This is a genomic window from Brevundimonas sp. KH_060, from assembly GCF_057838275.1.
Window position 1 is genome coordinate 1302484 of the sequence record NZ_CM174463.1, and the last position, 26650, is coordinate 1329133.

A 26650-nucleotide genomic window follows, 5' to 3' on the forward strand; every position below is an offset into this window, starting at 1 on the left:
GCCACGACGGCGTCGCGCGGGGCTATAGCATCGGAATGACGCCAATCACCACCAATGACGCGCTGATCGCCTTCTGCGATCGTTTGGCCAAGGCCCCGTACATCACCGTTGATACGGAATTTATGCGGGAAACGACCTACTGGCCCAAGCTGTGCCTGATTCAGGCTGCGGCTTCCCCTACGGACGCCGCCATCATCGATCCGATGGCGGAGGGGCTGGATATGACGCCCTTCCTCGACATCCTGCGGGACGAATTGATTCTGAAGGTCTTCCACGCCGCCCGACAGGACGTGGAGATCTTCAACAAGCTGGGCGCCATGCCGCGTCCGCTGTTCGACACCCAGGTCGCCGCCATGGCCGCCGGGTTCGGCGACCAGGTCAGCTATGAGGCCCTAGTCCGCCAGATGCTGCGTCAGGAACTGGACAAGGGCAGCCGCTTCACCGACTGGGCGCGCCGCCCGCTGTCGGACGCGCAGCTGATCTATGCGCTGGGCGACGTGACGCACCTGTCGGCGCTCTATCCCAAGCTGCGTGACCGCCTGGAAAAAGACGGCCGCCTGGAGTGGGTCATGTCGGAAATGAGCGCGGTCACGGACCCGGCGCTCTACGACACCTCGCCGGAGAACGCTTGGAAGCGGCTGAAGCCGAAGAAGTTCAACGCCAAATATCTGGCGGCATTCGTCGCCACCGCCGTCTGGCGCGAGCGCGCGGCCCAGGAGCGCGATCAACCGCGCGGCCGCATCCTGAAGGATGAGGCCATCGACGAGATCGCCGTCCAGGCCCCGACGGACCCGGACGCCTTCAATCGCCTGCGCTCGGTGCCCAAGGGCTTCGGCGGATCGCGTCTGGGGCTGGAGCTGGCGGCGGAGCTGAAGCGCGTCCTGGCCGACCCGGAAGCCCACGCGCCCAAGCTGGAGCGCCCGGCCAACAACCAGCCGGCGCCGCCCTCGGTGGTCGAACTGCTGAAGGTGCTGCTGAAGGCCAAGAGCGACAATGCGGGCGTGGCGGCCAAGCTGATCGCCACGGTCTCCGATCTGGAGAAGATCGCGCTGAACGATAACGCCGACGTCGAAGCCATGAAGGGCTGGCGCCGCCAGCTGTTCGGCGAGGACGCGCTGAAGCTCAAGAAGGGCGAGATCGCCCTGGTGCTGAACGGCGCCCGCGTCGAAGTGGTCGAGATCGAAGGCTGAGGGGCGTCAGGCCGGCGGCGACGCCGGCTCCCACAGCTCGATGGGATTGCCCTCGGGGTCGTGGATACGCACGAAGCGGCCGATCTCGGGCACGTTCCAGTCCGGGTCGGCGCGCACCTCTATGCCCGCCGCCTGGAAACCGGCGACCATGCTGTCCAGATCGGTGACGCGCAGGTTCAGCATCCAGCGATGGTCGGCAGCGAAATAGTTGCTGTCTTCCTTGAATGGTGAGAAGACCGTCGGCCCCGCTTCCTGGTTCCAGATGTAGACGCCCTCCGGCGCGCCGACGCCCAGGTGATCCAGATACCATCTGGCCAGACCCTCGGGGTCTTTCGAGCGGAAGAAGAAGCCGCCGATTCCGGTCACGGGCATGAGGGTCGCTCCTTAGATTTTCAGCGCCAGATCCATCGCTTCGGCCAGGGCCTTGGCCCGGCGTTTCGTCTGTTCGCCCAGCAGCATGTCGGCATAGCCGTTGGCGGCCGTGACGCGCAGGGCGCCTTTCTCGACCGTGGCCGTGGCGTTGGCCAGCAACTGGGGCGAGCGGCCCGACAGGTCGCAGGCCAACCGCATGGCTAGGCCCAGGGCGCGAGCGCGCTTCTGGCCCTTCTCCGACAGCAGGCGGTTGACCGTGTCCGGCGCGGGCGTGCGCGCCTCGCCGCCATAGCGGGCGTTTATCGCCACGGCCATGAAGGCGCGCTCGGCGTGGGTCTGGCCGGGAATGGGCGACCACAGCACCTGATCGAACACCAGATTGGTGCGGTGGTCCGGGTGCAGGCGTGCGCCCAGATCGGCCAGGCGACACACCGAGGAGGTCAGCAGGGCGTCACGCTCCTCGCCGAACACTTCAGGCAGCGCCGAGGCGACCGATTGCAGCCAGCCGTCCAGAGCGCGGGGCAGGGCGGGGTCCACGCCCTGGCGGCCGCCCCAGGCTGAACACCCGGCCAGCAGGGGGTCGACGGCCCGCATGGCGGGCTCCATGCCGTGGTACAGCAGCCCCTCGCGCACGCCCCAGGCAGAGAAGATGATCGAGCCAAGCCCCAGCCGGTCGATCAGCCCTTCCAGCACCAGGGCGGCGTAGGGCAGGGTTTCGGCGCGACGCTTGGACAGGCCGGGCAGCTTCTCCAGCGAGGCGCGGGACTGACGCGCGACCAGACGGGCCATATCGCGGGCGTCAGCGGCGTTCAGGACATACTGGTGGACGATGCGGATCGGGTGCTCGATCATGGCCATGTGCATCTGGGCCAGGCTGCGCCAGGCGCCGCCGACGGCGTAGAGCGTCGAGGTCGCATAGTCGTCCTGGATCGGCTCCAGCCGTTTGGCGATGCGGCCGCGCAGGCGATCGGCGTCGAAGCCCTTGGCGTCCAGCAGGGCGAAGGGGCCTAGGGGCAGGGTCACGCCCTTGCCGCGCGGACCGTCGCCGATGCGCGTCAGCTCCAGACTGGCGCCGCCCATGTCGGCGGCCACGCCGCACGCGCCGGGGTCGCCCGCCAGCACGCCCAGCGCCGAATACTTCGCCTCTTCCTCGCCGCTGAGGACGCGGATGCGCAGCCCCGTCTCGGCGGCCACGCGCTCGCAGAACAGGGGTCCGTCCTCGGCTTCGCGCACGGCGGCGGTGGCGGCGACCAGCACCTGATCCGGCTGGACGCCCTCGATCACGGCGGCGAAGCGGCGCAGCGCCGTCATGGCCATGACCACGCCCGGTTCGGACAGGCGCCGGGTGGCGGCCAGATCGCGGCCCAGGCCCGCCAGCACCTTCTCGTTGAACATGGTCCAGACCGCGCGGCCTTCCAGCCGGTACAGCACCAGACGCACCGAGTTGGAGCCGATGTCGATGACGGCGATCTGTTTCGACTCGTATTCGCGCTCGGGGCTCATCAGCGGCGCTTCCGCGGCTTGAGGCCCGGATAGGACAGGGCGCCGGGCAGTGTCTTTACCTTGCGGCCGCGGCCCGACAGGCTGGGGTTGGTCATGAAGTATTTGTGCGCCGAGAAGGGCCGCTCCGACCCGCTGGGGATCACCCGTCGATAGGAGCCGTCCGGGGCCAGCACCCAGCTCTGGGCGTCGTCCTTCAGATTGGCGACCATGATCTGATCCAGCACCTGATCGTGGACGGTGGCGTTCAGGATCGGCGTCATCACCTCCACCCGGCGGTCCAGGTTGCGCGGCATCCAGTCGGCTGAGGAGATGTAGACCCGCGCCCGGTTGCTGGGCAGGTCGTGGCCGTTGGCGAAGGCGACGATTCGGCTGTGCTCCAGGAAGCGGCCGACGATCGACTTGACCCGGATGTTCTCCGACAGGCCCGTCACGCCGGGGCGCAGGCAGCAGATGCCCCGGATGACCAGTTCGATGCGCACGCCCTGCTGGCTGGCGCGATAAAGGGCGTCGATGATCTCGGGATCGACCAGGGCGTTCATCTTGGCCCAGATGGCGGCGGGCTTGCCCTTGGCGGCGGCGGCCATTTCGCGCCCGATCATCTCGATCAGACTGGTCTTCATGTTCAGCGGTGAGACGACCAGCGCCTCCAACTCGTCCGGCGCCGCATAGCCGGTGATGTAGTTGAACACCCGCGTTGCATCGCGGCCCAGCGCCTGATCGCAGGTGAACAGGCTCAGGTCCGTGTAGATCTTGGCCGTGACTGGATGATAGTTGCCGGTGCCGAAGTGGCAGTAGGTGCGCAGGTTGTCGCCCTCGCGCCGGACGACGACGCTCATCTTGGCGTGGGTCTTGTACTCCACGAAACCGAAGACGACGTGGACGCCCGCCCGCTCCATCTGGCGCGCCCAGCGCAGATTGGCCTCTTCGTCAAAGCGCGCCTTCAGTTCGACCAGGGCAGTGACGTTCTTGCCGTTCTCGGCCGCCTCGATCAGGGCGGCGACGATGGGGCTGTCCTTGGAGGTGCGATACAGCGTCTGCTTGATGGCGATGACGTGCGGGTCGCGCGCGGCCTGACGCAGGAACTGGACCACTACGTCGAAGCTTTCGAACGGGTGGTGGATCAGCATGTCCTTTTCTCGGACTGCCGCGAAGATGTCGCCGCCGTTGTCGCGCACCCGTTCAGGGTAGCGCGGCTCATAGCCCTTGAACTTCAGGTCGGGGTGGCCGCCGGGGATCAGTTCGGAAAGTTGGGCCAGCCCCAGCATGCCGTCGACCAGCACCACGTCCTGCGGCTGGGCGTGAAGCTGGGCGATGATGAAGTCGCGCAGGTCGTCGGGCATGTCCGCCTGAATCTTGATGCGGACGACCGAGCCCATGCGGCGCTGCTTCAACGCCTCCTCGAACTCCATGACCAGATCTTCGGCTTCTTCCTCGATCTCGATGTCGGAATCGCGGATCAGGCGGAACAGACCCTTTTCCAGGATCTCGCAGCCCGGAAACATGTGGTCGATGAAAAGCAGCAGCAGGTTTTCCAGCGAGACGTAGCGCGCCCGCCCCGGCGTCGAGCGCCCGTCCGTCGCCAGCGCCCAGAAGCGCCGCACCTGGGTCGGCACCGGCACCAGGGCGTAGAGGACGCGGTTGTCGCTGTTGCGCCGCAGCTTCAGCGCCAGCGAGAAGCCCAGGTTCGGTAGGAAGGGGAAGGGGTGCGCCGGGTCGATCGCCATTGGCGTCAGCACGGCGAACAGCTGGTTCAGGAATTCCGGCTCCAGCCGTTCGCGCTCGGTCTTGGTGATGCGACTGCGCTCGACGATCTCGATGCCGGCGGCGGCCATCTCCTTGCGCAGGACGCGCCACTGACGCTGCTGCTCGGCCATCAGGCCGCCCGCCGCCGCATTGACCTGTTCCAGCTGTTCGGCGGGCGTCAGGCCGTCGGGCGAGACGACGCGCACCCGCTCGCGCACCTGACCCTTCAGGCCCGCCACGCGGGTCATGAAGAACTCGTCCAGGTTGTTGGCCGAGATGGACAGGAAGCGCACCCGCTCCAGCAGGGGGTGACCTTCGTTCGCCGCCTCTTCCAGCACCCGACCGTTGAAGGCTAGCCACGACTGCTCACGATTGATGAACCGCTCGGGCGAGGCCATCAACGCCTCGGACAGCTCTAGCTGCGGCGCGCGCGAGGAAGGGACTTCCTCGCCGGTGGTGTCGACGGCGATAGGCGCGAGATCAGTCATGATTCCGTTGTCGCTCGCGCCTGTGACGGCTGCAACCGCGATTGTGTCGCGGCAGGCGAGACATCACGATTCCGCTCATCCCCGCGGAGGCGGGGACCAAGTGCTTTGGCTTCAAGCTCGCGCTTGGGACCATGAAGACCTTTGAGCCGAGCGCTCGTGGCTCTCACTGGGTCCCCGCCTCCGCGGGGATGAGCGGGGTTAGGGTTCTCCGTCCAGCACCTGACGGGCCAATACGCGCGTCACCGGGCGGTGCAGGGCGTCCAGACGGTCGACCACGGCCTCGGCGGCGTCGGCCGAGCGGTCGATGCGGCGGACCAGATAGTCGATCAGCTCGTCGGCGGGGGTGATGTTCCTGCTGGCGAAGGCGCGGCGCAGCATGGCGGCGAAGACCACGTCGTCGGGCGCCTCTATTCCCACTGTGCGGATGGCGTTCAAGCGCGAGCGCAGATCCGGCAGGTCGGTGGCCCACGATGCGGGCGGATCGCGCGACACCAGCAGCAGGGCCCCGCCGCCCGACTGGGTCAGGTTGATCAGGTGGAACAGGCTTTCGTCGTCCGCATCCTGGGCCCGGTCTAGCAGGACGGGGCGGCCCTCAAGCTCCAGCGGGTCGACCAGGGCGGCCTCGGCGCCGTGCAGGGCGATGGCGCCGGTGCGCTCGACCCAGGCGGCGGCCAGGTGGCTCTTGCCGCAGCCCGCCGGACCGAACAGGGCCAGGATGGCGCCGGGCGCTTCCGGCCAGGTGGTCAGAGCGGCCACGCCTGCGGCGTTCGCTTCCGAGATCGCCAGATCGGAGGCGCGCTGCGGCGTCTCCTGCTGCAGCGGCAGGCGCAGTTGACGGATTTCGGCGGCCGAGGCGTTCATGAGGATGGACCCTAGCCGGGCCGAGCCGTGGGCGTCTCTGTTGATAGGGCGGGATCACGGGGACAACCTGCCTCGCCCTGTGGATGGCGTATCAGGGGCGATTCATCTGGGCGATCGGGCGTCAGCCTTGACTTTCGGGGGCGATGATGGGCCTTTCCCCGCTCCTAATTCACGCTGTTCGACAGCCGTTTTCAGACGAAATCCGATCATGCACGCCTATCGCACCCACACCTGCGGCGCCCTCCGTTCGACGGATGCGGGCGCGAATGTTCGTCTGTCGGGCTGGATCCACCGCAAGCGCGACCACGGCGGTCTGCTGTTCATCGACCTGCGCGACCACTACGGCCTGACCCAACTGGTCCTGCATCCTGAAACGCCGGGCTTTGAAGTGGTCGAGCGCCTGCGCGCCGAGAGCGTCATCAAGATCGACGGCGAAGTGGTTCTGCGCGAAGGCTCGACCGTCAACGCCAACCTGCCGACCGGCGAGGTCGAGGTGCGCGTCCAGGCCGTCGAGGTTCTGTCGGAAGCCGCCGAACTGCCGATGCCCGTCTTCGGCGAGCAGGAATACCCGGAAGAGATTCGCCTGAGCAACCGCTTCCTCGACCTGCGTCGCGAGCGTCTGCACAAGAACATCGTCCTGCGTTCGCGCGTGATCCAGTCGATCCGCAACCGCATGTGCGCCCAGGGCTTCCTTGAGTATCAGACGCCGATCCTGACGGCCTCGTCGCCGGAAGGCGCGCGCGACTTCCTGGTGCCCTCGCGGATGCACCCCGGCAAGTTCTACGCCCTGCCGCAGGCCCCGCAGCAGTTCAAGCAACTGCTGATGGTGTCGGGCTTCGACCGCTATTTCCAGATCGCGCCCTGCTTCCGCGACGAAGACCTGCGCGCTGATCGCTCGCTGGAATTCTATCAGCTCGACGTGGAAATGAGCTTCGTCACCCAGGAAGACGTCTTCCAGGCGATCGAGCCGCTGATGCACGGCCTGTTCACCGAGTTCGGCGAGGGCAAGCCGGTTTCGCCGATCGACGCCGTGCAAACCTTCACCAACGACTTCGGTCAGACGATGGAGCACAAGGGCTTCGAGCGCCTGACGTTCGAACAGTCGATGAAGTGGTACGGCTCGGACAAGCCGGACCTGCGCAACCCGATCAAGATGCAGGACGTGTCGGAACACTTCCGCGACGGCGGGTTCGGCCTGTTCGCCAAGATCCTGGGCGCCGACGAGAAGAACGCCGTCTGGGCCATCCCGGCGCCGACGGGCGGCTCGCGCGCCTTCTGCGACCGCATGAACTCCTGGGCGCAGGGCGAGGGGCAGCCGGGCCTGGGCTACATCTTCTGGTCGGACGATCAGCAGTCGTGGGGCGGCCCGATCGCCAAGAACCTGGGTCAGGAGCCGACCGAGGCCCTGATGACCTCGCTGGGTCTGGGCAAGGGCGACGCCGCCTTCTTCACCGCCGGCCTGCCGTCGGTCTTCGCCAAGTTCGCCGGCCTGGCGCGCACCCGCGTCGGCACGGAGCTGAAGCTGGTCGACGAAGACCAGTTCAAGTTCTGCTGGATCGTCGACTTCCCGATGTTCGAATGGTCGGAAGAAGAGAAGAAGGTCGACTTCAGCCACAACCCGTTCTCGATGCCGCAGGGCGGCATGGAAGCGCTGGAGACGCAGGACCCGCTGACCATCCGCGCCTACCAGTATGACATCGTCTGCAATGGCTATGAGCTGTGCTCGGGCGCGATCCGGAACCACAAGGCCGAGATCATGCTGAAGGCCTTCGAGATCGCCGGCTACGACGCCTCGGTGGTCGAAGAACAGTTCGGCGGCATGCTGAATGCCTTCCGCTACGGCGCGCCGCCGCACGGCGGTCTGGCGCCGGGCATCGACCGCATCGTCATGCTGCTGGCCGGCGAGCAGGCCATCCGCGAGGTCATCGCCTTCCCGCTGAACCAACAGGGCCAGGACCTGCTGATGAGCGCTCCGGCCGAGGCTGAGGAGCGTCAGCTGAAAGAGCTGTCGATCCGCACCCAGCTGCCGATCAAGATCTGATCGGAGCCATAGGGCTGAATTGGAAAAGGGAGGGGGCGACCCCTCCCTTTTTTGCGTCCGGGGCTTAGTTGCCCGAGGTGATGACCAGGTTGCGCTGGCGCGGCGGAACCGGAGGGACTGGAGGCGCAGGCGGCGTGCGGATGACACGGACGCCGCCACGGCAGTTGCGGGCCGTCAGGCCGCCCGGCAAGCGGGTCGAGGCGTCTCCGCAGGCCTCTTCGACCTGACCGGCGGTCAGGCCGCGCGCACGGGACAGGTCCAGGCCGCGAATGTCGGTGCGGCGCAGGGAGGCGTCGCGGAAGTCGGTGCGATTGAAGCTGCCGCCGGACAGGCGCGCGCTGTCCAAGTCTGCGTCTCGGAAGGAGGCGTTGTCGAAGTTGCCGCCCGACAGGTTGGACGCCTTGATGTCGGCGCCCGTGAAGTCAGCGCCGCTGGCGTTCACATTGGCCAGGGTGGCGCCGAAGATCTCCGCATCGTTCAGACGGGCGCGGACCAGGACGGCGCTGTTCATGTTGACGCCCTGAAGCTCGGCGCCGGTCAGATTGGCGCCGGTCAGATTGGCCCGGATCAGGACCGCGCCGGTCGCCTCTGCACCCATCAGTTGGGCACCCGCCAGGTTGGCGGTGGTGAAGGTCGAGCCGACCATCTCGATCCCGCGCATGTCGGCCCGGCTGAAGTCGGCGCCGACGAAGTTCGAGCCGACCAGTTCGGCGCCGCGCAGATTGGCCCCGACCAGGGTGGCGTTGGCGAAATTGGCGCCGGTCAGGGTGGCGCCGGACAGATCGCGGCCCGACAGTTCGCAACGGACGCAACTGCCGCCCAGGGACACCATGCGGGCGACGTCGCGGTCCTGGGTCCAGGTCGTGTCCACGACGCCGGCCAGGGCGGGGGCGGCCGTCGTCATTCCCACAAGGGCTGAGGCGGCGAGGGCCAGACGGCGCAGGGGTGAAATGGAGCGTTTCATCACCCCTCCTGAATGCGCCTTAGTCCGTAAAAACCCTACTTAAATCGTGGTAACGAAGGCGACGCTCAACAGGCGGGAATGCGTAGGCCTGAAGGCAGAACCGTGTTCTGGTCGCCGCAGGCCTGATTGAGCTGCGACTGGGTCAGGCCGCGCGCGCGCGACATCTCGGCGCCCGACAGATTGGTTCCGTTCAGCTTGGCCCCGGCGAAGGCGGCGCCTTCCAGATAGGTTCCGACGAAGCTGGCGTTGGTCAGGTCCGCCCCGGTGAAGTTCGAGCTGGACAGGACAGCGCCATAGGCCTCGACGTCGCGCAGGTCGGCGCGGCTGAAGTTGGTGCGGTTCATCACCGACAGGCTGATATCCGCCTGACGGACGCGGGCGCCCGCCAGGTTCAGGCCTGTGCGCTCCAGGCCCGAGAAGTCGCCCTGGAACAGGTTGCAGCCGGGGCAGGAGGCGCCGCGACGCACCTGGCTGATCTGAGAGGCGTTCTGCGCCGAGGCGGGCAGGGCCGTCAGCGTCAGGCCGACGGCGGCGAGAAGGGCGATTGCGGGACGGATCATGCGAATGGCTCCAGACTTTGCGCCTGTTGCAGCAAGAAGCGGGCCGCCGTTTCGGGACAGTGCGTCCCGTTTCAACGCATGAACGAGACCTAGCCCTGAACCTTGGGCGTCGCACCGCAGGCGCCGCACACGGGCGTCCCGTTCCGATCCGTCAGCATCAGGTCGCCGCACTCGGGACAGGGGCCGGCCTGGGCTTGCGGCGTGGTGCGCGGCGACGGCTCCTTCCGGCCGAAGGGGGCGACGATCAGATTGTCTGGCGCTGCGCCTCTGGCGAAACCCTTGGAGATGAAGCGGGCGGCGGGCACGGGCTGGGGCGCATCGGCGGGGGCGCCGTCCATGCCGTCCAGATTGGCGGCTTCGGGTGTGACCTGCGCCAGTTCGCGCCGGTCCAGATAGGAGACGCCCAGCTCGCGGAACACATAGTCGAGGATGGAGGTCGCCGAGCGGATGGAGTCATTGCCCGTGACCCGCCCCGACGGCTCGAACCGGGTGAAGACGAAGGCGTCCACGAACTCGTCCAGCGGCACGCCGTATTGCAGGCCGATGGAGATGGCGATGGCGAAGTTGTTCATCATCGAGCGGAAGGCGGCGCCTTCCTTGTGCATGTCGATGAAGATCTCGCCCAGTTCGCCGTCTTCGTATTCGCCGGTGTGGATGTAGACCTTGTGGCCGCCGACCGAGGCCTTCTGGATATAGCCCTTGCGACGGTCGGGCAGGCGACGGCGGGTGCGGTCGCGCTCGACCACCTTCTCGACCACGCGCTCGACGGTCTGGGGCGCGGCTTGCGGCGGGGCTTCGGCGCGGCGGGGGGCTTCGACCTCGGGCAGGTCCAGGCGGAAGCTGTGCGGGGCTTCGGCGCGACGTAAAGCCACGACGCGGCGATCGTCGCGCGCGCCGTCGGCGATGGCGCGGCTGATCTGCATGGCGTCGGAGCGCCAGTCCAGCAGGCGAGGGCGGGCGTCGGGCGCGTCGCTGAACAGCTCGACCGCCTGGCGCAGCGCCGCCTCCAGATCGGCGCTCGGCGTCGCCAGCAGGGTCGTCAGCGACGGCGGCGCCTGATCCCAGTCCGACAGGTCCGGTCGACCGAAGACATAGGCGGTCGCGGCCTCGATCTCGTCGGCCGTGAAGCCCAGGCGGGGCAGCAGGGCGCCTTCGTTCGGCGTCAGCCCCAGTACGTCGCCGATGAAGCCCGCATCCAGCACCGGCGGGGCGAAGGCGGGGCCGAAATCCTCGACCAGGGCCAGGGCGCGCTCGATGGCTTCCAACTCCAGATCGGTGAAGCCCAGTTCGCGCAGACGCCCGTGGCTCACGCACGGCGCCTCGGCCAGGGTGCGACGGCCGAACAGATGGCGCTCCGCCGCCTCGACGTCGCCGCCCGCCGCGATGATGGCGGCGGCCACGGCGGGCCTCAGTCGCCGGGCGACCTCGTCGTCGGCGGTCTGGAACCCATCCGTCGCGCCGAACGGCGACAGGCCCAGCCGCAGGTCCAGTTCGGCCTCGTCGACGAACAGGCCGATCACGGCGTTGCGTCGTCCGTTCTGCTCCAGCGCGGCGGCGTCGCGCCCTTGCGCCTGTAGCGTGGCGATGACGTCGTCCTTAGCGGCGCCCCATTCGGGGCAGGGGGCCAGTTGCATCGCCAGGTCGCAGGAGGTCTGGGACGCTATGTCAGAGACGCGGCGCCCGAGCGCGGACGCCTGCGCGGCCGGGTCGGTCGCGTCCTGGCTGACGGCCCAATCCGCTAGGCCGCCGAGGCCCAGGGCGATGGGCCGAGAGGCCTGCGCCTCGGCGCGGCCGGTTTGGTCCAGTTCGATATCCAGCGCCGTGGTCCACAAGGCGACCAGAGCATCCAGGGCGGCGTCGAAGTCCGCCCCTGCCAGCGCCGCCAGGGCGGGCAGGTTTAGGACCGTTCGTGCGCTCGCCTCAACGGCGGCCATGGCTTCGGCGTCGGCAGGCGAAAAGGCGACGACGACCGGGCCTTCCTGCATGGCCTCGGCCACGGCGGCGGTTCGGGGATCGCCAGAGGCGGTCGTATCGCGCGCCGCCAGCACGGGCAGGGTCGCGGGCTGTTCGGCGGCCTCGACCACGAGATCGGCGGCCTCGCCCTGAGTGGCGCGCAGGATGTCGGCGTCGCCTGCGCCGCAGCGGCGTGCGGTCACGGCGGCGCGGGCCAGGGCCGGGTTGGCGGCGGGATCGGCGCAGGCTTCGCGCGGGCCTTCGCAACGGGACACGGCGTCGGCGACCTCATCCAGCGCCTTGGCCAGAGCTTCGGTCGCGCGCCCGGACAGGCGGCGCCCACGCCAGGCGGCGGCCTGGGCCGCCAAGGCCTGCGGCGCATTCGGTTCGGACAGGTCGATCAGCGGCAGGAAGGCGTTCGTCGTCGGCAGGGCGGGCGCGGCGAGGCCCAGCAACACGGACGCCGCCAGTTCAGCGGCGAATCGCTCGGCCTCGGCGGCTGTGGCCAGGCCGCCGCTTTCCTGCCCCTCGGACGCCAGTCGCGCGGCCCAGTCGTGAATGGCGGCGTCCAGGGCGTCGGACTGCGACAGCGCTTGGCTTTCAGCCCAGTCCAGCCAGGCCTCGACGCGGACGTCGGTCCACCCGGCGGGCGCCGAGACCGGCGCCAGGGCGCGGCCGCGCTCGATCTCGCGGGGCTCAAAAGCGAGCGTCGCGGCGAGAGGAGCAAAGCGAGCCTTGAAGCGCATTCCACGTCTCCACGCATGTCGTCTGAACCAGCTTACCGGCAGATCTGACGGGCGTTCAACGTATGTTGTGGGTCGCGCAGGGGTTGCCCACAAGATGTTGAGGCGTTTCCCTTGCGCTCCATGCTGGACGTAGGGCGTCGCGGTTTCTATGATCGGGCTGCGCCGCCGGACCTTCCCTGGGCGGTGGATTCGAGTGAGTTCGACGACGTGCTGAGCAAGATCTTCACCTGGTGGAACGGCGCCACGATCGGCACCTTGTTCACCGTCGGCAAACGCGGCCAGCTGGTCGGCACGGACGAGTTCGGCAACCGCTATTACGAATCCCGCGACACCGTCAGCTATGACGGCCGCAAGCGACGCTGGGTCATCTATGACGGCTACGCCGAAGCGACGAAGGTTCCGCCGGAATGGCAGGGCTGGCTGCGCTATACCTATGACGAGAGCCCGGCCGAGCGCCCGCTGCCGCGTCAGGCGTGGGAAAAGGATCACCTGCCGAACATGACGGGCACGCCGATGGCGCGCCGTCCGCAAGGCTCTCTGGCCGCCCTGGGCCAACGCCCGGCCGCCACCGGCGACTATCAGGCCTGGAGCCCGGAATGACCCTTCGCCATGTCCTGCTGGCCGGGGTGGTCGTCGCGGGACTGGCGATCTCGGGCGTCGGCGTGGCCAGCGCCCTGATGGACCTGCCGCAAGACGCGACGCCGGCTCCGGCCGACCCGATCGGCGACCTGCTGCGCGACACCGGCCGCACGCCGCTGCAACCGACGCAACCGCAGACTCCGCCCGCCAACGGCGGCCAGGCTCCGGGGGCCAACCCTGCGACGAACCCGGCGGCGCCCGCGCAGCCCGGCGTCCCGACCGTCGCGGTCCAGGGACAGGAAGTCGCCGTTCAGGAAGAAGTGCCTGAAGACCTGACCGCCGAAGAAGAGGCTGCGCCCGCGCCGGCCGCTCCGACCACGCCGCCGGGCGTGCGTCAGCGTCGCCGCATCGCCGTCATCCAGGCGGTGGACAAGACGACGGCCGAGACCATGCGTTTCGAGGTCGAGGTCGGCGGTCGCCCGGTGCGCTTCGGCAGGACTCTGTTGTTCAAGGCCCGCGCCTGCGAGGTCTCCGCCTCTGACGAAATGACCGAAGACGCCATCGCCTATATGGAGGTCGGCGTTCAGCCGCGCGGCCTGGCTGTGCCGACCGAGGCGCGTCAGGTCTTCAAGGGCTGGATGTTCGCCTCATCGCCCAGCGTCAGCGGGCTGCAACACCCGGTCTACGACGCCTGGGTTGTGGGCTGTAAGGCGTAGGCTACGGCTTCGGCCCCGCTCAACGGCGCGGTGAAGGCGGCTATGTCGGGCGACGCCTGCAAGGCCCAGGGCAGCATCCGCAGATAGGCTTCCTGCGGCGTCTCCACGGCGCCGAACTGGCTGAGATGCTCGGTCAGGAACTGCGCGTCCAGCAGGCGCCAGCCGCCTTTCCTTAGCCGCGCGACCAGGTGAACCAGGGCGACCTTGGATGCGTCCGTGGCGCGGCTGAACATGCTTTCGCCGAAGAAGGCGCCGCCCAGCGTGACGCCGTACAGGCCGCCGACCAGGGCTTCGTCGCGCCAGCATTCGACGCTGTGGGCGAAGCCCCGTTGATGCAGTTCGACATAGAGGCGACGGATCGGGGCGTTGATCCAGGTGTCCTCGCGCCCCGGCGCGGGCGCGGCGCAGGCGTCCAGAACGGCGGCGAAGGCCGTGTTCACCCGCACTTCAAACGGCTCGCTCCGCACGGTGCGGCGCAGGCGCGAGGGAATGTGGAAGCGATCCAGCGGTATGACGCCCCGCTGGTCCGGCTCGACCAGGAAGACGCGCGGATCGTCGTGCGCCTCGGCCATGGGGAAGACGCCCCGCGCGTAGCAGGCGAGCAGCGCCTCCGGTCCGAAGACGTCGGAAGGGCCGCTCGCGCTGAAACCCGGCTCTTCGGGAGCCTTGGGCAAGGCGGGCGCTTAGGCCTTGGCCTTCTGCGCCGCCGCCCACTTCTCCAGCCAGTGGATGTCATAGTCGCCCGACAGGATGTCCGGCTCCTGCAGCAGCTTCTGGAACAGGGGGATGGTGGTGTCGACGCCGCTGATGACCGTCTCGCCCAGCGAACGCTTCAGGCGGGCCAGCGCCTCCTCGCGGTCGCGGCCGTGGACGATCAGCTTGCCGATCAGGCTGTCGTAATAGGGCGGGATCGAATAGCCGGCGTAGATGGCGCTATCCAGACGCACGCCCAGACCGCCCGGTGCGTGGAACTCGGTGATCGTGCCCGGCGACGGGGTGAAGGTTTCCGAGTTCTCGGCGTTGATCCGCACCTCGATGGCGTGGCCCTTGAACTCGATATCGTCCTGGGTGAACGACAGCGGCAGGCCTGCGGCGATGCGGATCTGTTCGCGCACCAGATCGACGCCGGTGATCATCTCTGTGACCGGATGCTCGACCTGCAGGCGGGTGTTCATCTCGATGAAGAAGAACTCGCCGTCCTCCCACAGAAACTCGATGGTCCCGGCGCCCAGGTAGCCGATGGCGGCGATGGCCTTGTTGACCGTCTCGCCGATCTTGGCGCGGCCCTCGGCCGACAGGGCGGGCGAGGGGGCCTCTTCCAGCACCTTCTGGTGGCGGCGTTGCAGCGAGCAGTCGCGTTCGCCCAGGTGGACGACGTTGCCGTGGCTGTCGGCGATGACCTGAATCTCGATGTGGCGCGGCTTCTGGAGGTAGCGCTCCATATAGACGGCGCCGTTGCCGAAGGCGGCCAGGGCCTCGGTCTGGGCCGTCTGCACGGCTTCGACCAGGTCGTCGGCCGTCATCGCCACCTTCATGCCGCGACCGCCGCCGCCGGCGGCCGCCTTGACGATCAGGGGGAAGCCGATGGTCTTGGAGGCTTCGATGGCCTGTTCGACCGTCTCGACTTCGCCGTCAGAGCCGGGGACGACGGGGATGCCCGCCTCCTTGACCGTCTGCTTGGCGGTGATCTTGTCGCCCATCACCCGGATATGCTCAGGCTTGGGGCCGATGAAGGCCAGGCCGTGGGCCTCGACGATCTCGGCGAAGCGAGCGTTCTCCGACAGGAAGCCGTAGCCGGGGTGGATCGCCTGGGCGCCGGTGATTTCCGCCGCCGCGATGATCGAGGGGATGTTCAGATAGGACTTGGCCGCCGGCGCGGGGCCGATGCAGACGCTCTCGTCGGCCAGGCGCACCCACATGGCGCCGCGGTCGGCTTCGGAGTGCACGGCGACGGTGGAGATTCCCATCTCCTTGCATGCGCGGTGGATGCGCAGCGCGATCTCGCCCCGGTTGGCGATCAGGACCTTGGTGAACATGGGGCTCAGGCTTCCAGAACGACCAGGGCTTCGCCGAACTCGACCGGCTGGGCGTCGCCCACCAGGATTTCAGTCACCACGCCGTCGCGCGGCGACTGGATCGGGTTCATGGTCTTCATGGCTTCGACGATGACCAGGGTCTGACCCTTCTTCACCTTGTCGCCGACCTTGATGAAGGGATCGGCGCCCGGCGCGGGCTGCAGATAGGCGGTGCCGACCATCGGCGACTTCACCTCTTCGCCGGCGCGGGCGACGATGGTGGCGGGGTCCGACGGCATGGAGAGCGGCGCGGCGGCCGGCGCGGCGTGGGCGACCGCAGCCGGAGCGGCGGCGTACTGGATCGGGGCGGCGGCGACAGTGATTTCGCGCTTCACCTTGATCTTCAGATCGCCGCGCTCGACCTCGATCTCGGTCAGGTCGGTGTCGTTCAGGATGTCGGCCAGGCTGCGGACCAGGTCGGCGTCGATGTTCTTGTTCTTGTCGTCGGACATGGGGGTCTCTTCTACTTGATCTTCAGACGGCGCGCGGCGGTCAGCCCTTGGCCCCGGCGCGGCGCGCCAGGTCCAGAGCGGCCCGGACGGCCAATTCATAGCTGCGGGGACCGAAGCCGGCGATCACGCCGGTCGCGGCCAGGGACACATAGGAGTGATGCCGAAACGCCTCGCGCGCGGCGGGGTTCGACAGGTGACACTCGACCACGGGGATGCTCAGCGTCTTCAGCGCGTCCAGCAGGGCCACCGAGGTATGGGTGAAGGCGGCCGGATTGATGACCAGGGCGTCGGCCTCGGCCCTAGCCTCCTGGATCCAGTCGACCAGCTGACCTTCATGGTTCGACTGGCGGAACACCACGCGCGCGCCCTCGGCCGCCGCCTCGCACATCGCCTGGACGTCGGCCAGGGTCTCGTGTCCGTAGATGTCCGGCTCCCGAACCCCGAGAAGGTTCAGGTTGGGGCCGTTCAGGACATAGAGGGTGAGAGTTTCGGGCATTCGCTCGCAAAACAGGCGCGCCGCCGCGCGGATTCGGTCGGGCGTTGTAGCTCAGGTATGGCGCGACGCAAAGCGGGCCGACGATAAGTTGACCTAAGGGCACAGGAGGCGAGCTGCAAGGCGCCGTCTCAGGACAGCGATGCGGGAACGAGCTCGCGCGCGTTTCGTGTCCGGTCCTGCCGTGGGCGGTTGACGTCAGAAATAATTACAACATATTGCGCAATATATTTCATTGTGAGGTCTGGACGTGATTTCTCGAGTTTTTCTCTCGCTACTGAGCGTCGCTGTCCTGGCTCCGGCTTCGGTCGATGCGCAGACCCTGAACCAAGGGGAGCAGCGAGAAGTCGTTGCTCGCCTCGAGACGGCGTTGCAGCAGAACTATGTTTTTCCCGACCGGATTCCGGCCATATCCGCTGAGCTGGACAGGCTGATTCAATCGCAGCCGATGGAAGCCGATCGCTTCGCCGAGAGCTTGTCTCAAGGCCTGGTCAAGGCGAGCGAGGATCTGCACTTCTCGGTGGCTTTCGATCCTGACGAGGTCGCGGCTGATCGCCGAGCCAAGGCGAGCGGCGAGACGACGACCCAGGCCCAACGCGACAGCGAGCGCGCGGCGAATTTCGGGTTTCGCGAGGCGCGGCGGCTGGACGGCGATCTGGCCTATGTGCGCTTCGATTTCTTCGCCGACCCGCAATACGCCCAGGAGACGGCGGAGGCGGCCATGCGTTTCGCCGAAGGGGCCAAGGGGCTGATCTTCGACCTTCGCTACAACAACGGCGGCGTCCTGGAGATGGCGCAGTTCCTGATGAGCTACCTCTATCCAGCGGGCAAGGATCAGGAATTCTTCGACTACAACTACAATGACAAGGGGGCGCAGGTGGTGCGGAGCCAATGGAGCCTGCCTGCGGTGTCGGGCTGGCGGTCAGCGGATATTCCCGTGGTGGTCCTGACCGGATCGACGTCCTTTTCATCGGCCGAATGGATGGCGTTTTCACTGCAACGTCTGGGTCGGGCGACCGTGATCGGGGAACAGACCGCCGGCGGCGCGCATCCCGTCACCCGCGTGCCGATTGATGATCGCTTCATGCTGCAGGTTCCGTTCGGTCAGATCCGCGATCCGATCGACGGTAAGGATTTCGAGGGTGTCGGCGTGACCCCTGATCTGGTTGTTCCAGCTTCGGAGGCTCTGTTGGCGGCGCAGAAATTCCTGCTGAAGAGCCGCGCGGATGCAGGCGACGCAGAGGCTGAATGGGCCTTGGTTCCGGTTGAGGCTGCGCTGACCGGCCAGTCCCCGAGCAACGCGGAGCTGGACGCCGCGGTCGGAACCTATGAGGGACGCACCCTGACGCGCACCGCCGGCGGTCTGGCCTACCATTGGCGCGATCGCTTCGTTTTGGCCCTTGAGCCGATCGAGAAGGCGCTGTTTGCAGTGCAGGGAACAGACGACTACCGATTCCGTCTGGTGCGCGAGAATGGCCGTGTGAGCGGCTTGGAGCGAGTGTGGAAGTCCGGCGAGCGGGAAACCTATCGCCGCCTGGACTGAGGAGTGGTTGAACGAATGATCGAGTTGGATCGCACCTTCCTGGGCCGGCTCAGCGAGCAGCTAAGCGAGCTGATCGAGCAGCAGTCGGCCGAGGTGTTCAAGCGCGCGGGCATTGTCATTCCGGTGAAGTCTTCATCTCTGCTGGGCGCCATCGCGACGCTTGGTCCGGTCTCCGTGGCCGATCTGGTGCGGGCGCTGGACCGTTCGCACCAGCTCATTCAGCAGAAGATGCCCAAGCTGCTGGCCCTGGATCTGGTCAGCCGCCGTCCCGATCCCAACGACCAGCGCGTCAACCTGATCGAGATCACCGACAGGGGGCGCGAGCAATTGGCCATGCTGGACAGGCTGACCCCAGAGTTCGAACGCGCCTATGCTGAAATGGAGGAGGAGGCCGGTCCCGTGTTCGATACGATAGGCCGCGCGATCCGCTCGCTTAAGACCTGCGCCTTGAGCGACCGTATGATCGTCTGAAAGGCGTCTGGCGCCGACTGATGCCCGTCGTGCGCAAACGCGCTATATCTCCGCCATCAGCGGCGGGCCCGAAAGAGGGGCGCGTCTGCAATATGTGCTTATTGCTGCTCGGAAAGATGTGATGCGTATCGAAGTCAACGGCGAGGTTCGGCAAACCACAGCCACGACCATTCTGGACCTGGTTCAGGAGTTGTCGCTGGACCCCAAGAAGGTAGCGGTCGAGCGCAACCTGGAGATCGTGCCGCGCTCGCTGCACGGCGAGACGGCGTTGGCCGAGGGCGACAAGATCGAACTGGTGCAGTTCGTAGGCGGGGGCTGACCGATCAAATCCCGCAACGGCGCTTCCCCCCGACGCATGGCGGCGCTAGGTCGTTAAACCATGACTGACACCGCTCCCCGCACCGACAGCTGGACCGTCGCCGGCCGCACCTTCAACTCGCGCCTGATCGTGGGCACCGGCAAGTATCGTGACTACGCCCAGAACGCGGCGGCGGCCGAGGCTTCGGGCGCCGAGATGGTCACCGTGGCCGTGCGCCGGGTGAATCTGACCGATCCGAACCAGCCGGTGCTGACAGACTTCATCGATCCGAAGAAATACACCTATCTGCCGAACACGGCGGGCTGCTTCACCGGCGAGGACGCCGTGCGGACCCTGCGCCTTGCGCGCGAGGCCGGCGGTTGGACCCTGGTCAAGCTGGAGGTTCTGGCGGACCCCAAGACCCTGTTCCCCGACATGGAAGAGACCCTGCGGTCGCTGAAGCTGCTGACCGCCGAGGGCTTCGAGGTCATGGTCTATTGCACCGACGACCCCGTCTATGCGCGCAAGCTAGAGGACGCGGGCGCCGTGGCCATCATGCCGCTGGGCGCGCCGATCGGCTCGGGTCTGGGCGTGCAGAACCCGATCAACATCCGCCTGATTGTGGAGCAGTCCAAGGTGCCGGTGCTGGTCGACGCAGGCGTCGGCACGGCGTCGGACGCAGCCATTGCCATGGAACTGGGCTGCGACGGCGTGCTGATGAACACCGCCATCGCCGAGGCGCGCGACCCCCTGCTGATGGCCAGCGCCATGAAGCACGCGGTCATCGCCGGGCGTGAATCCTACCTGGCGGGACGGATGAAGAAGCGGTTTTACGCCGATCCGTCCTCGCCGCTGGCGGGGTTGATCTGAAAATGCCGAGGGGCTGATCGAAAGGTCAGCCCTTTTTCTTGGCGGCTTCGATCAGGGCGCCGACTTCGCGCGGGTCGATGCCGGGGCTGGCGACGCCGTTGATGAAGAAGGTCGGCGTGCCCTGCAGGCCGAGCGCTGCGGCCGAGGCGTGGATGTCGGTGACGTGGCGGGTCATCTCCGGGGCGGAGATGGCGGCGTTGGCCTTGGCCATGTCGACGCCGCTGTCGGCCAGAATGCGGTCGATGGAGGCGCGGTCCAGCGCCCGTTCGGCCATCAGGGCGTCATAGACGGCCAGATATTTGCCCTGCTGATGCGCGGCCAGGGCGGCGCGGGCGGCGTATTGCGAGGACACGTCGTCGCCCCGGTCCAGGATCGGCCAGTCCTTGAAGACGAAACGCACCTCGGGGTGGGCGGCCATCAGGGCGCGATATTCAGGCGCTACGGCCTTACAGCCGGGGCAGCGGAAGTCGAAGAACTCGATCACCGTCACCTTGGCGTTCGCCGGGCCGAAGGCCGGGTCGCGCGCATCGACGGCCAGCAGGGCCGGATTGGCGGCGGCGGCGGCGTTGATGGTCTGGACGCGCGATTGGGATTCCATCGTCTCGCGCGCGGCCAGGACTTCGTCCAGCACCTGGGGGTTGCTGACCAGATAGTCGCGCACCTTGCCGCCGAATCCGCCGCTCAAATAGGGCGCGGCCGACAACGCCAGGGCGACCGCCGACATGGCCACGGCGGCGCCGCCGAGCACCGTTCCCGACAGGGCGAAGCGGCCCTTGGCGGCGGCGGGCGGCGTCACGACGGGCTGGTCGGTCGTCTGGTCCGGCGTCTGGCCAGATCGGGGGGCGTCGTCGGTCATCAAGGTCTCGTCAGGCGCAAAAGAGGAAGGCGGTTTCGGCGTCAGGCGCCGGGCGGAATGACGCCTGAGCGGCTGCGCTGTTCGTTGCGGCGCTCGGCGTCGGTGATGTCTTTTTCGGTCGCGCCCGAGGCCAGGACGATGTCGGTGGCCCGGCGCCATTCGATCGAACTGCGGTCCAGCATGTCGCGGGCGCGCATGGCGAACTGGGCGGCCTGTTCCGGGCGACGCAGGGCGAACCAGTACTCGGCGGAGGCCAGGCGGGCCTCGCCCTCCTTGTTCTGGCTGGCGTAGGCCTGGGACAGCAGGCGCCAGCCCATGGTGTTGTCCGGCTCCAGCGCCAGGGCGCGCTTCAACTGGTTCTCGGCTTCAGTCAGCTTGGAGGCGTCGCTGGTTTCGATCAGGGCATGGGCCAGATTGATGCGAAGCAGGGGGGCGTCCGGCTTCAGTTCGACCGATTTCTCATGCGCGCCCAGAGCCTCGGCGGGGCGGCCTTCCTCGAACAGGATCTGGCCCTTCAGCTCCCAGAAGTAGGGGTTTTCAGGCTGTTCGGCCAAGAGAACGTCGACTGCGTCCAGCGCCTTCTGCGTCTGGCCGTCGCGATACCAGGCGATGGCGCGGGCGTAGCGGGCGGGCAGGGAGACGTCGCTGGACGGATAGTCGCGCAAGGTGGCGTTGGGCGCGTCCATGAAGGCGCGGATCTTGGCCACGACGAGCGTGTGCTGAGCCATGCGCTCGTCACTGTCGCGTTTGTCGTAATGGGAGGCCGCCTCGACCGCTGGGCGCAGGGCCTCGATCCGCTGCGAGGACAGGGGGTGGCTGCGGAAATAGGGATAGCGGCGCTGATCCGAGAAGATTTCCTGGGCGCGGAAATTCTCGAAGAACTCGACCATGCCGCGGCCGGATTCCCCCGCGCGCTCCAGGGCGCGGGCGCCGGTGATGTCAGCCTCGCCCTCCTGGCTCTGCATGTAGCGCAGGGCGCCCAGCGTGCCGAAATACTGGCTGGAGGCCAAAAGGGCCGCGCCCGCATCCGGGGCGCCCGCGATCGCGGCCAGGGCGCCCAGCGCCATGGTCATGATCATCGGCTGCATTCCGGCGTTCTGGGCGCCGTCGCGCAGGGTGTGGCGGTTCTTGATGTGCCCCGCTTCGTGGGCGATCACGCCCAGAAGCTGATTGGGGTTCTTGGTCCGCAGGATCAGGCCGGTGTTCAACCCCATGATCCGCCCGCGCGTGGCGAAGGCGTTCAGGTCATTGTCGTTGACCAGCAGGATCTCGACCTCGTTCGGGTCCAGGCCCATGGCGTCGAGCACGGGCTCGGACCACTCATGGATGATGCCCTCGATCTCGGTATCCCGGATCAGGCTCTGCGCCTGGGCCGCAGCGGCCGAGGCCAGCACCGCGAGGGCGCCGACGCCGGCGGCCAGATAGCGCCGAAAGCGGGTTGCGGCGGGGGGCGTCCTGGTCATGACGAACTCCAGAGCGATGGTCTCTCCCCCGCAGCTTCCAGCTTAATCGTGTCCGATCAACGGCGCCACCAGCCCCGCTTGGGCTTGGCGGGCGCGGCGCCGATCTGGTTCGGATCGTCGGCGATGATGGCCGCGATGTCGACCTCGGCCGTCGGCGACGGGGCCGGTTCGGCCATGACGACGGCTTCCTCGGCCACGACGTCTTCAATCGGGGCCTCATCGACCAGGGCTTCTTCGATCGCCTGTTCGATACGGGCGGCCACGGCGGGCGTGACGTCCAGTTCGACAGGGACCGGAGCGGCTTCTACTTCGGTCTCAGCCTCGATGACGGTCGGTTCGGCGTCTTGCTCAACGGCGGCCGTAGTCGATTCCGCGGCGGCGGCGCTCGTCACCTTGCGGCGAACACGACGACGCTTCGGCGCCTCGATCGTCTGCGGGGCAGGGGCGGTATCGGCCGACGGGGCGGCTTCGGTCGCTTCATCCTCGATCAGGACGGCGATGGGCGTATCGGGCGAGCCGACGGGCGGCAGGCCTTCATTGGCGGCGCGGTCCTCGACCTTGGCCTCGTGCGCCAGGTCGCCCTGACCACGGCCGCGACCGCGACCGCGACGACGGCGCGAACGGCCGTTGCGGCCTTCTTCCGACGCGGCGACCTGATCGAGGCTGACCTCCTGATCCGTTTCTTCCTGAACGCGCTCGGGCTTGCGCTCGGGGCGGGCGGCTTCGGGGTTGATCGGGTCGAACCAGACGTAGGGGTCTTGCAGCGACGGGGTGCGGCCGCGCACCCAGGCGTAGACGTCGCGTTCGCCTTCTTCGCGCATCCGGCGACCGCCGCGACGGCCACGACGGCGGCGTCCGCCCCGGCTGTCATCGTCATCGTCAGAAGCGACGGCTTCGGTTTCCTCGTCACGGCGACCGCCGCGACGGCGACGGCGGCGACCGCCGCTGCGGCTGTCGTCGTCCTGTTCGGAACGGGCGCGGGCCTCGTCGTCGTCCTCGTCCTCACGGTCGAGATCGGCCTCGTCTTCGTCGTCGCCGAAGTCGTCTTCGTCCTGGGCGTCTTCGTCCTCGTCGTCATAGGCGCTGTCGTCGAAGCCGTCGTCGAGGTCAGCCAGGTCGATGTGGCTTTCCGGCGCGACGAAGTCTTCGTTGGTCTCGGTGCGCTCGATCGAGTGTTCGCCCTGGGCCAGGCTGTCGTCGATCTGGATGACGACGTTGACGCCGCGCTGCTCCAGCAGGAACTGCAGATAGTCGCGCTTGTGGTTCAGGATATACAGGGCCACGACCGTCGAGACGCGCAGGTTCACCGAACCGGCGCCGTTCTTTCCGGCCTCGATGTCGACGGCGCGCAGGGTGGTCAGGGCCGCCGATTCAGCCGAGCGGACGCGCCCGGCGCCCTGGCAGCATTCGCAGACCTCGGTCGCGCCTTCGATCACGCCCAGGCGGCGACGCTGACGGCTGATCTCCATCAGGCCGAAGCCCGAGATGCGGCCCATCTGGATGCGGGCGCGGTCCTTGGCCAGGGCGTCCTTGAGGGCCTTCTCAACCGCGCGGTTGTTCTTGCCCTCGTCCATGTCGATGAAGTCGATGACGATCAGGCCGGCCAGGTCGCGCAGGCGCAACTGGCGGGCGGCCTCGACGGCGGCTTCCAGGTTGGTCTTGGTGGCCGTGGCCTCGACGTTGCGCTCCTTGGTGGCGCGGCCCGAGTTCACGTCGATGGCGACCAGGGCTTCGGTCTGGTTGATGACCAGATAGCCGCCCGACTTCAGCGGCACGACCGGCTGGTGAATCTGGGTCAGCACCTCTTCGATGCCGTTCGCGGCGAACAGCGGGCGCGAGCCCTGATAGAGGTGGATCTTCTTGGCCTGGGACGGCATCAGCACGCGCATGAAGTCGCGGGCCTGCTTGAAGCCCTCGACGCCCTCGACCTGAATGCCGTCGAAGTCCTTGTCGTACATGTCGCGCACGGCGCGGCGGACCAGGTTCTCTTCTTCGTGGATCATCGCCGGCGCGTTGGAGCGCAGGGTCAGTTCGCGGATCGTCTCCCACAGGCGCAGCAGATATTCATAGTCGCGCTTGATCTCGGCCCGCGTGCGCTTGGCGCCCGCCGTGCGGATGATCAGGCCCATGCCCTGCGGCACCTTCAGCGCGGCGGCGGCGGACTTGAGCCGGCGACGGTCCGAGGTGTTGGTGATCTTGCGCGAGATGCCGCCGCCCTTGCCGGTGTTCGGCATCAGCACGCAGTAGCGGCCAGCCAGCGACAGCCAGGTGGTCAGGGCCGCGCCCTTGGCGCCGCGCTCGTCCTTGACGACCTGCACCAGCAGGATCTGGCGGCGCTTGATGACGTCCTGGATCTTGTAGCGACGCATCAGGCGGCGCTTCAGGCGCTCTTCGTCGGCCAGCTTGCCGTCGGAATCGGCGTCGTCGGATTCACGGCCCAGATCGTCTTCGTCCGCGTCGTCGTGCGCCTCGGCCATGATGGCTTCGCGGTCGGCGACCGGGATCTGATAATAGTCCGGGTGGATTTCGTTGAAGGCCAGGAAGCCGTGGCGGTTGCCGCCGTATTCAACGAAGGCGGCCTGCAGGCTGGGCTCTACGCGGGTGACCTTGGCGAGGTAGATGTTCCCGCGAAGCTGGCGGCGCGCGCGGGATTCGAAATCGAATTCCTCAACCTGGCGGCCGTCCACGATCGCGACGCGCGTCTCTTCCGCGTGCGCCGCGTCTATCAACATGGTTTTTGACATTGAAGGTCTCTCTCAGGCGCGCCAGGCCGTGCGCCGCGAACTCAGTCGCGGGAATAGGGGCGGCTCGCCGAATGGAAATGGGGGCCAGGGCGCGCGTCATCCCCTCGCAGAAAGCGAGAGCGGCATGATCTTGCCGTTCGGGAGCGCAGGCGGGTCGGCCCATAAGGTTGTCGGTCCTGGGCCCAGACGCGCCGATCAAGGCTGCATCCCGAACCCGTATCTTCGGATCGACGGCCAGGCCGCGCGATCCTCGGAATTGGTGAAAAGTTCAACGCCGCGAGGAGGGCGCGCCTGAGCCCAACAGATGACGGGCGGCGCGATCGATCGCATGCGGAACCGATAATAGGCAGATGTTGCGGAAAATAAAAGAACCGCGCGCCGGTAAGAGGTCTTAACGAAATCCTTAAACCCTGGGCCCATCCTGACTTCTAAACTGCAGGGCGAATTCCCTCTGATGTTGGGTCGGTGGCGTGACAATCTGAGCCGTTGGGGCGTGCGCGAATGGTCGATGACCGGCCTGGCGTTCGTCGTCATCTGCCTTGTCGCGCTCACGGCGACGCGCGGTCTGGCCTTCGGTCCGGACGGCGAAATCGTGCGTCTGCGCTTCGGCGGCGACAGCCAGCGGACCCGCGTGGTTCTGGATCTGGGCCGCACGACCCGAGGGCAGGTGGTCGAGGACGGCTCGGCCGGGCGGGTGATCCTGTCGCTGGCGGGTGTCAGCCCTGCGCGTGGATTGGAAGGCAGCGGCTCGGGCCTGGTGCGCGGCTATGAGGTCAGCGCGGCCTCGGGCGCGTCGCGCGTGCGTCTGGATCTGGCGCGCGGCGCCGAGATCGAGCGTCGCTTCCTGCTGCCGCCGGGCGACGGGGTGGACCACTATCGTTACGTCATCGACCTGAAGGCCACGGGCGCCGCCGCTGCGGTCCCGGTCGCCGCGCCGCGCCGCGAACAGGCGCGGGCTGAAAAGCCCCTGATCGTCATCGACGCCGGCCACGGCGGTCGCGATCCCGGCGCACAGGGCCAGCATGTTCAGGAAAAGGCCGTCACCCTGGCCGCCGCCCGCGAGCTGAAGACGGCGCTGGAGCGCACCGGCCGCTATCGCGTGCGCCTGACCCGCGACGGCGACGTCTATGTGGTTCACGGCCGTCGGGTGCAGATCGCGCGTGACGCGGGCGCCGACCTGTTCATCTCGCTGCACGCCGACGCCGGTTCCGACCCGGCCCTGCGCGGCGCCAGCGTCTACACCCTGTCCGAACAGGGCGCCGGTCGCGCCGTGCGCGAGTTCACCAAGGGCGACGACTGGCAACGCGATCTGCGCCTGCCGGGGCGCGACCCTTCGGTCGATCGCATCCTGCTGGACATGACCCAGCGCGCCACCCAGAACCGCTCGGCCCAGTTCGCGCGGGTGCTGTTGACCCATCTGGAGGGGGCTGACCATCCGCTGCTGCGGCGCAGCCACCGCGATGCGGGTCTGGCCGTGCTGTTGGCGCCTGACGTTCCGGCCATTCTGCTGGAGATGGGCTTCATCACCAATCCGGAAGACGAGCGCGTCCTGAACGACGAACGCGCCCGCCGCCGCCTGATGCGCTCGGTCGCCGAGGGCATCGACCGCTATTTCCGCGAGCCGGCTGCACCGGTGATGGTCGCCGGGGACATCGCCGGCGGCTGAGGC

Annotated in this window: 23 protein-coding genes; 9 read left to right on the plus strand and 14 right to left on the minus strand. The window is 67.7% G+C overall.

Annotated elements, in window-relative coordinates; all coding sequences use genetic code 11:
• Positions 1-35: 35 nt before the first annotated feature.
• The gene (gene rnd, locus AC3IPP_RS06370; protein ID WP_489177452.1) at positions 36-1190 is read left to right on the plus strand and encodes a ribonuclease D; all 1155 of its coding nucleotides are present in this window, start codon (positions 36-38) and stop codon (positions 1188-1190) included.
• 6 nt (positions 1191-1196) lie between these two features.
• Here the strand turns inward: rnd and AC3IPP_RS06375 are convergent, their stop codons facing one another.
• From AC3IPP_RS06375 to AC3IPP_RS06390, 4 genes are all read right to left on the minus strand, one after another.
• The gene (locus AC3IPP_RS06375; RefSeq protein WP_489150765.1) at positions 1197-1562 is read right to left on the minus strand and encodes a VOC family protein; all 366 of its coding nucleotides are present in this window, start codon (positions 1560-1562) and stop codon (positions 1197-1199) included.
• 12 nt (positions 1563-1574) lie between these two features.
• On the minus strand, positions 1575-3065 hold the full coding sequence (locus AC3IPP_RS06380; RefSeq protein WP_489150766.1) for a Ppx/GppA phosphatase family protein: 1491 nt from the start codon (positions 3063-3065) through the stop codon (positions 1575-1577).
• Positions 3065-5296 carry an RNA degradosome polyphosphate kinase gene (locus tag AC3IPP_RS06385; protein WP_087139190.1) on the minus strand — a complete coding sequence of 744 codons (2232 nt, stop codon included), beginning with the start codon at positions 5294-5296 and terminating at the stop codon, positions 3065-3067. Before AC3IPP_RS06385 ends, AC3IPP_RS06380 begins: the two co-directional genes overlap by 1 nt.
• 198 nt (positions 5297-5494) lie before the next feature.
• Entirely contained in the window at positions 5495-6157 is a 663-nt protein-coding gene (locus AC3IPP_RS06390) for a P-loop NTPase family protein (RefSeq protein WP_087140319.1), read from the minus strand.
• A gap of 208 nt (positions 6158-6365) precedes the next feature.
• Between AC3IPP_RS06390 and aspS the strand changes: the two genes are divergently transcribed.
• The gene (gene aspS / locus AC3IPP_RS06395) at positions 6366-8198 is read left to right on the plus strand and encodes an aspartate--tRNA ligase (RefSeq protein ID WP_489150767.1); all 1833 of its coding nucleotides are present in this window, start codon (positions 6366-6368) and stop codon (positions 8196-8198) included.
• Positions 8199-8262: 64 nt separating this feature from the next.
• Here aspS and AC3IPP_RS06400 read toward each other — a convergent pair whose 3' ends face one another.
• From AC3IPP_RS06400 to AC3IPP_RS06410, 3 genes are all read right to left on the minus strand, one after another.
• The gene (locus AC3IPP_RS06400; RefSeq protein ID WP_489150768.1) at positions 8263-9162 is read right to left on the minus strand and encodes a pentapeptide repeat-containing protein; all 900 of its coding nucleotides are present in this window, start codon (positions 9160-9162) and stop codon (positions 8263-8265) included.
• A gap of 65 nt (positions 9163-9227) precedes the next feature.
• A complete protein-coding gene (locus tag AC3IPP_RS06405; RefSeq protein WP_087140316.1) occupies positions 9228-9722 on the minus strand; it encodes a pentapeptide repeat-containing protein in 495 nt (164 codons plus the stop codon).
• Between the two features lie 89 nt (positions 9723-9811).
• Positions 9812-12421, minus strand: a complete 2610-nt coding sequence (locus tag AC3IPP_RS06410; RefSeq protein ID WP_489150769.1) for a TSCPD domain-containing protein — start codon at positions 12419-12421, stop codon at positions 9812-9814.
• 207 nt (positions 12422-12628) lie between these two features.
• On the opposite strand from AC3IPP_RS06410, the gene AC3IPP_RS06415 reads away from it, so the two are divergent.
• Positions 12629-13021, plus strand: a complete 393-nt coding sequence (locus tag AC3IPP_RS06415) for an NADH:ubiquinone oxidoreductase subunit NDUFA12 (protein WP_179205048.1) — start codon at positions 12629-12631, stop codon at positions 13019-13021.
• Positions 13018-13716 (plus strand): DUF2155 domain-containing protein, encoded by a 699-nt coding sequence (locus tag AC3IPP_RS06420; protein WP_489150770.1) that lies wholly within the window; start codon positions 13018-13020, stop codon positions 13714-13716. The genes AC3IPP_RS06415 and AC3IPP_RS06420 overlap by 4 nt, the downstream gene beginning before the upstream one ends.
• Here the strand turns inward: AC3IPP_RS06420 and aat are convergent.
• Genes aat through aroQ form a run of 4 tightly spaced genes read right to left on the minus strand, consistent with a single transcriptional unit; the run spans position 13683 to position 16739 of the window.
• On the minus strand, positions 13683-14390 hold the full coding sequence (gene aat, locus AC3IPP_RS06425; protein WP_489150771.1) for a leucyl/phenylalanyl-tRNA--protein transferase: 708 nt from the start codon (positions 14388-14390) through the stop codon (positions 13683-13685). The two genes, AC3IPP_RS06420 and aat, sit on opposite strands and share 34 nt — an antisense overlap.
• Before the next feature lie 9 nt (positions 14391-14399).
• Positions 14400-15752, minus strand: a complete 1353-nt coding sequence (accC, locus tag AC3IPP_RS06430) for an acetyl-CoA carboxylase biotin carboxylase subunit (protein WP_489150772.1) — start codon at positions 15750-15752, stop codon at positions 14400-14402.
• A 5-nt stretch (positions 15753-15757) separates the two neighbouring features.
• Positions 15758-16243: an acetyl-CoA carboxylase biotin carboxyl carrier protein gene (accB, locus tag AC3IPP_RS06435; RefSeq protein ID WP_087140310.1), complete on the minus strand. Its 486-nt coding sequence runs from the start codon at positions 16241-16243 to the stop codon at positions 15758-15760.
• Between the two features lie 40 nt (positions 16244-16283).
• Positions 16284-16739, minus strand: a complete 456-nt coding sequence (aroQ, locus tag AC3IPP_RS06440; RefSeq protein ID WP_087140309.1) for a type II 3-dehydroquinate dehydratase — start codon at positions 16737-16739, stop codon at positions 16284-16286.
• 247 nt (positions 16740-16986) lie between these two features.
• Here aroQ and AC3IPP_RS06445 point away from each other — a divergent pair, with 247 nt between their 5' ends.
• The 4 genes from AC3IPP_RS06445 (at position 16987) to AC3IPP_RS06460 (ending at position 19918) form a co-directional block, all read left to right on the plus strand.
• Complete coding sequence (locus tag AC3IPP_RS06445; RefSeq protein WP_489150773.1) at positions 16987-18279, plus strand: S41 family peptidase; 1293 nt, start codon at positions 16987-16989, stop codon at positions 18277-18279.
• Between the two features lie 15 nt (positions 18280-18294).
• On the plus strand, positions 18295-18750 hold the full coding sequence (locus AC3IPP_RS06450) for a MarR family winged helix-turn-helix transcriptional regulator (RefSeq protein WP_489150774.1): 456 nt from the start codon (positions 18295-18297) through the stop codon (positions 18748-18750).
• A 121-nt stretch (positions 18751-18871) separates the two neighbouring features.
• A complete protein-coding gene (gene thiS / locus AC3IPP_RS06455) occupies positions 18872-19069 on the plus strand; it encodes a sulfur carrier protein ThiS (protein WP_218779184.1) in 198 nt (65 codons plus the stop codon).
• 60 nt (positions 19070-19129) lie between these two features.
• The gene (locus AC3IPP_RS06460; protein ID WP_003168099.1) at positions 19130-19918 is read left to right on the plus strand and encodes a thiazole synthase; all 789 of its coding nucleotides are present in this window, start codon (positions 19130-19132) and stop codon (positions 19916-19918) included.
• 25 nt (positions 19919-19943) lie between these two features.
• On the opposite strand, the gene AC3IPP_RS06465 is transcribed toward AC3IPP_RS06460, so the two are convergent.
• Genes AC3IPP_RS06465 through AC3IPP_RS06475 form a run of 3 tightly spaced genes read right to left on the minus strand, consistent with a single transcriptional unit; the run spans position 19944 to position 24981 of the window.
• Positions 19944-20774 carry a thioredoxin domain-containing protein gene (locus AC3IPP_RS06465; RefSeq protein ID WP_489150775.1) on the minus strand — a complete coding sequence of 277 codons (831 nt, stop codon included), beginning with the start codon at positions 20772-20774 and terminating at the stop codon, positions 19944-19946.
• A gap of 41 nt (positions 20775-20815) precedes the next feature.
• Positions 20816-22237 carry a M48 family metalloprotease gene (locus AC3IPP_RS06470; RefSeq protein ID WP_489150776.1) on the minus strand — a complete coding sequence of 474 codons (1422 nt, stop codon included), beginning with the start codon at positions 22235-22237 and terminating at the stop codon, positions 20816-20818.
• Between the two features lie 56 nt (positions 22238-22293).
• The gene (locus AC3IPP_RS06475) at positions 22294-24981 is read right to left on the minus strand and encodes an Rne/Rng family ribonuclease (RefSeq protein ID WP_489150777.1); all 2688 of its coding nucleotides are present in this window, start codon (positions 24979-24981) and stop codon (positions 22294-22296) included.
• Between the two features lie 454 nt (positions 24982-25435).
• Here AC3IPP_RS06475 and AC3IPP_RS06480 point away from each other — a divergent pair, with 454 nt between their 5' ends.
• Positions 25436-26647, plus strand: a complete 1212-nt coding sequence (locus AC3IPP_RS06480; RefSeq protein ID WP_087140304.1) for an N-acetylmuramoyl-L-alanine amidase family protein — start codon at positions 25436-25438, stop codon at positions 26645-26647.
• Positions 26648-26650: the final 3 nt, after the last annotated feature.

Coding starts and splice junctions, on each gene's coding strand:
- thiS (WP_218779184.1), top strand. CDS start 18,872: ATGCGTATCGAAGTCAACGGCGAGGTTCGGCAAACCACAGCCACGACC.
- aroQ (WP_087140309.1), bottom strand. CDS start 16,739: ATGCCCGAAACTCTCACCCTCTATGTCCTGAACGGCCCCAACCTGAAC.
- AC3IPP_RS06450 (WP_489150774.1), top strand. CDS start 18,295: ATGATCGAGTTGGATCGCACCTTCCTGGGCCGGCTCAGCGAGCAGCTA.
- AC3IPP_RS06410 (WP_489150769.1), bottom strand. CDS start 12,421: ATGCGCTTCAAGGCTCGCTTTGCTCCTCTCGCCGCGACGCTCGCTTTT.
- AC3IPP_RS06470 (WP_489150776.1), bottom strand. CDS start 22,237: ATGACCAGGACGCCCCCCGCCGCAACCCGCTTTCGGCGCTATCTGGCC.
- accC (WP_489150772.1), bottom strand. CDS start 15,752: ATGTTCACCAAGGTCCTGATCGCCAACCGGGGCGAGATCGCGCTGCGC.
- AC3IPP_RS06420 (WP_489150770.1), top strand. CDS start 13,018: ATGACCCTTCGCCATGTCCTGCTGGCCGGGGTGGTCGTCGCGGGACTG.
- AC3IPP_RS06405 (WP_087140316.1), bottom strand. CDS start 9,722: ATGATCCGTCCCGCAATCGCCCTTCTCGCCGCCGTCGGCCTGACGCTG.
- AC3IPP_RS06375 (WP_489150765.1), bottom strand. CDS start 1,562: ATGCCCGTGACCGGAATCGGCGGCTTCTTCTTCCGCTCGAAAGACCCC.
- AC3IPP_RS06480 (WP_087140304.1), top strand. CDS start 25,436: ATGTTGGGTCGGTGGCGTGACAATCTGAGCCGTTGGGGCGTGCGCGAA.
- AC3IPP_RS06475 (WP_489150777.1), bottom strand. CDS start 24,981: ATGTCAAAAACCATGTTGATAGACGCGGCGCACGCGGAAGAGACGCGC.
- AC3IPP_RS06465 (WP_489150775.1), bottom strand. CDS start 20,774: ATGACCGACGACGCCCCCCGATCTGGCCAGACGCCGGACCAGACGACC.
- AC3IPP_RS06390 (WP_087140319.1), bottom strand. CDS start 6,157: ATGAACGCCTCGGCCGCCGAAATCCGTCAACTGCGCCTGCCGCTGCAG.
- aspS (WP_489150767.1), top strand. CDS start 6,366: ATGCACGCCTATCGCACCCACACCTGCGGCGCCCTCCGTTCGACGGAT.
- rnd (WP_489177452.1), top strand. CDS start 36: ATGACGCCAATCACCACCAATGACGCGCTGATCGCCTTCTGCGATCGT.
- AC3IPP_RS06400 (WP_489150768.1), bottom strand. CDS start 9,162: ATGAAACGCTCCATTTCACCCCTGCGCCGTCTGGCCCTCGCCGCCTCA.
- AC3IPP_RS06385 (WP_087139190.1), bottom strand. CDS start 5,296: ATGACTGATCTCGCGCCTATCGCCGTCGACACCACCGGCGAGGAAGTC.
- AC3IPP_RS06380 (WP_489150766.1), bottom strand. CDS start 3,065: ATGAGCCCCGAGCGCGAATACGAGTCGAAACAGATCGCCGTCATCGAC.
- accB (WP_087140310.1), bottom strand. CDS start 16,243: ATGTCCGACGACAAGAACAAGAACATCGACGCCGACCTGGTCCGCAGC.
- AC3IPP_RS06460 (WP_003168099.1), top strand. CDS start 19,130: ATGACTGACACCGCTCCCCGCACCGACAGCTGGACCGTCGCCGGCCGC.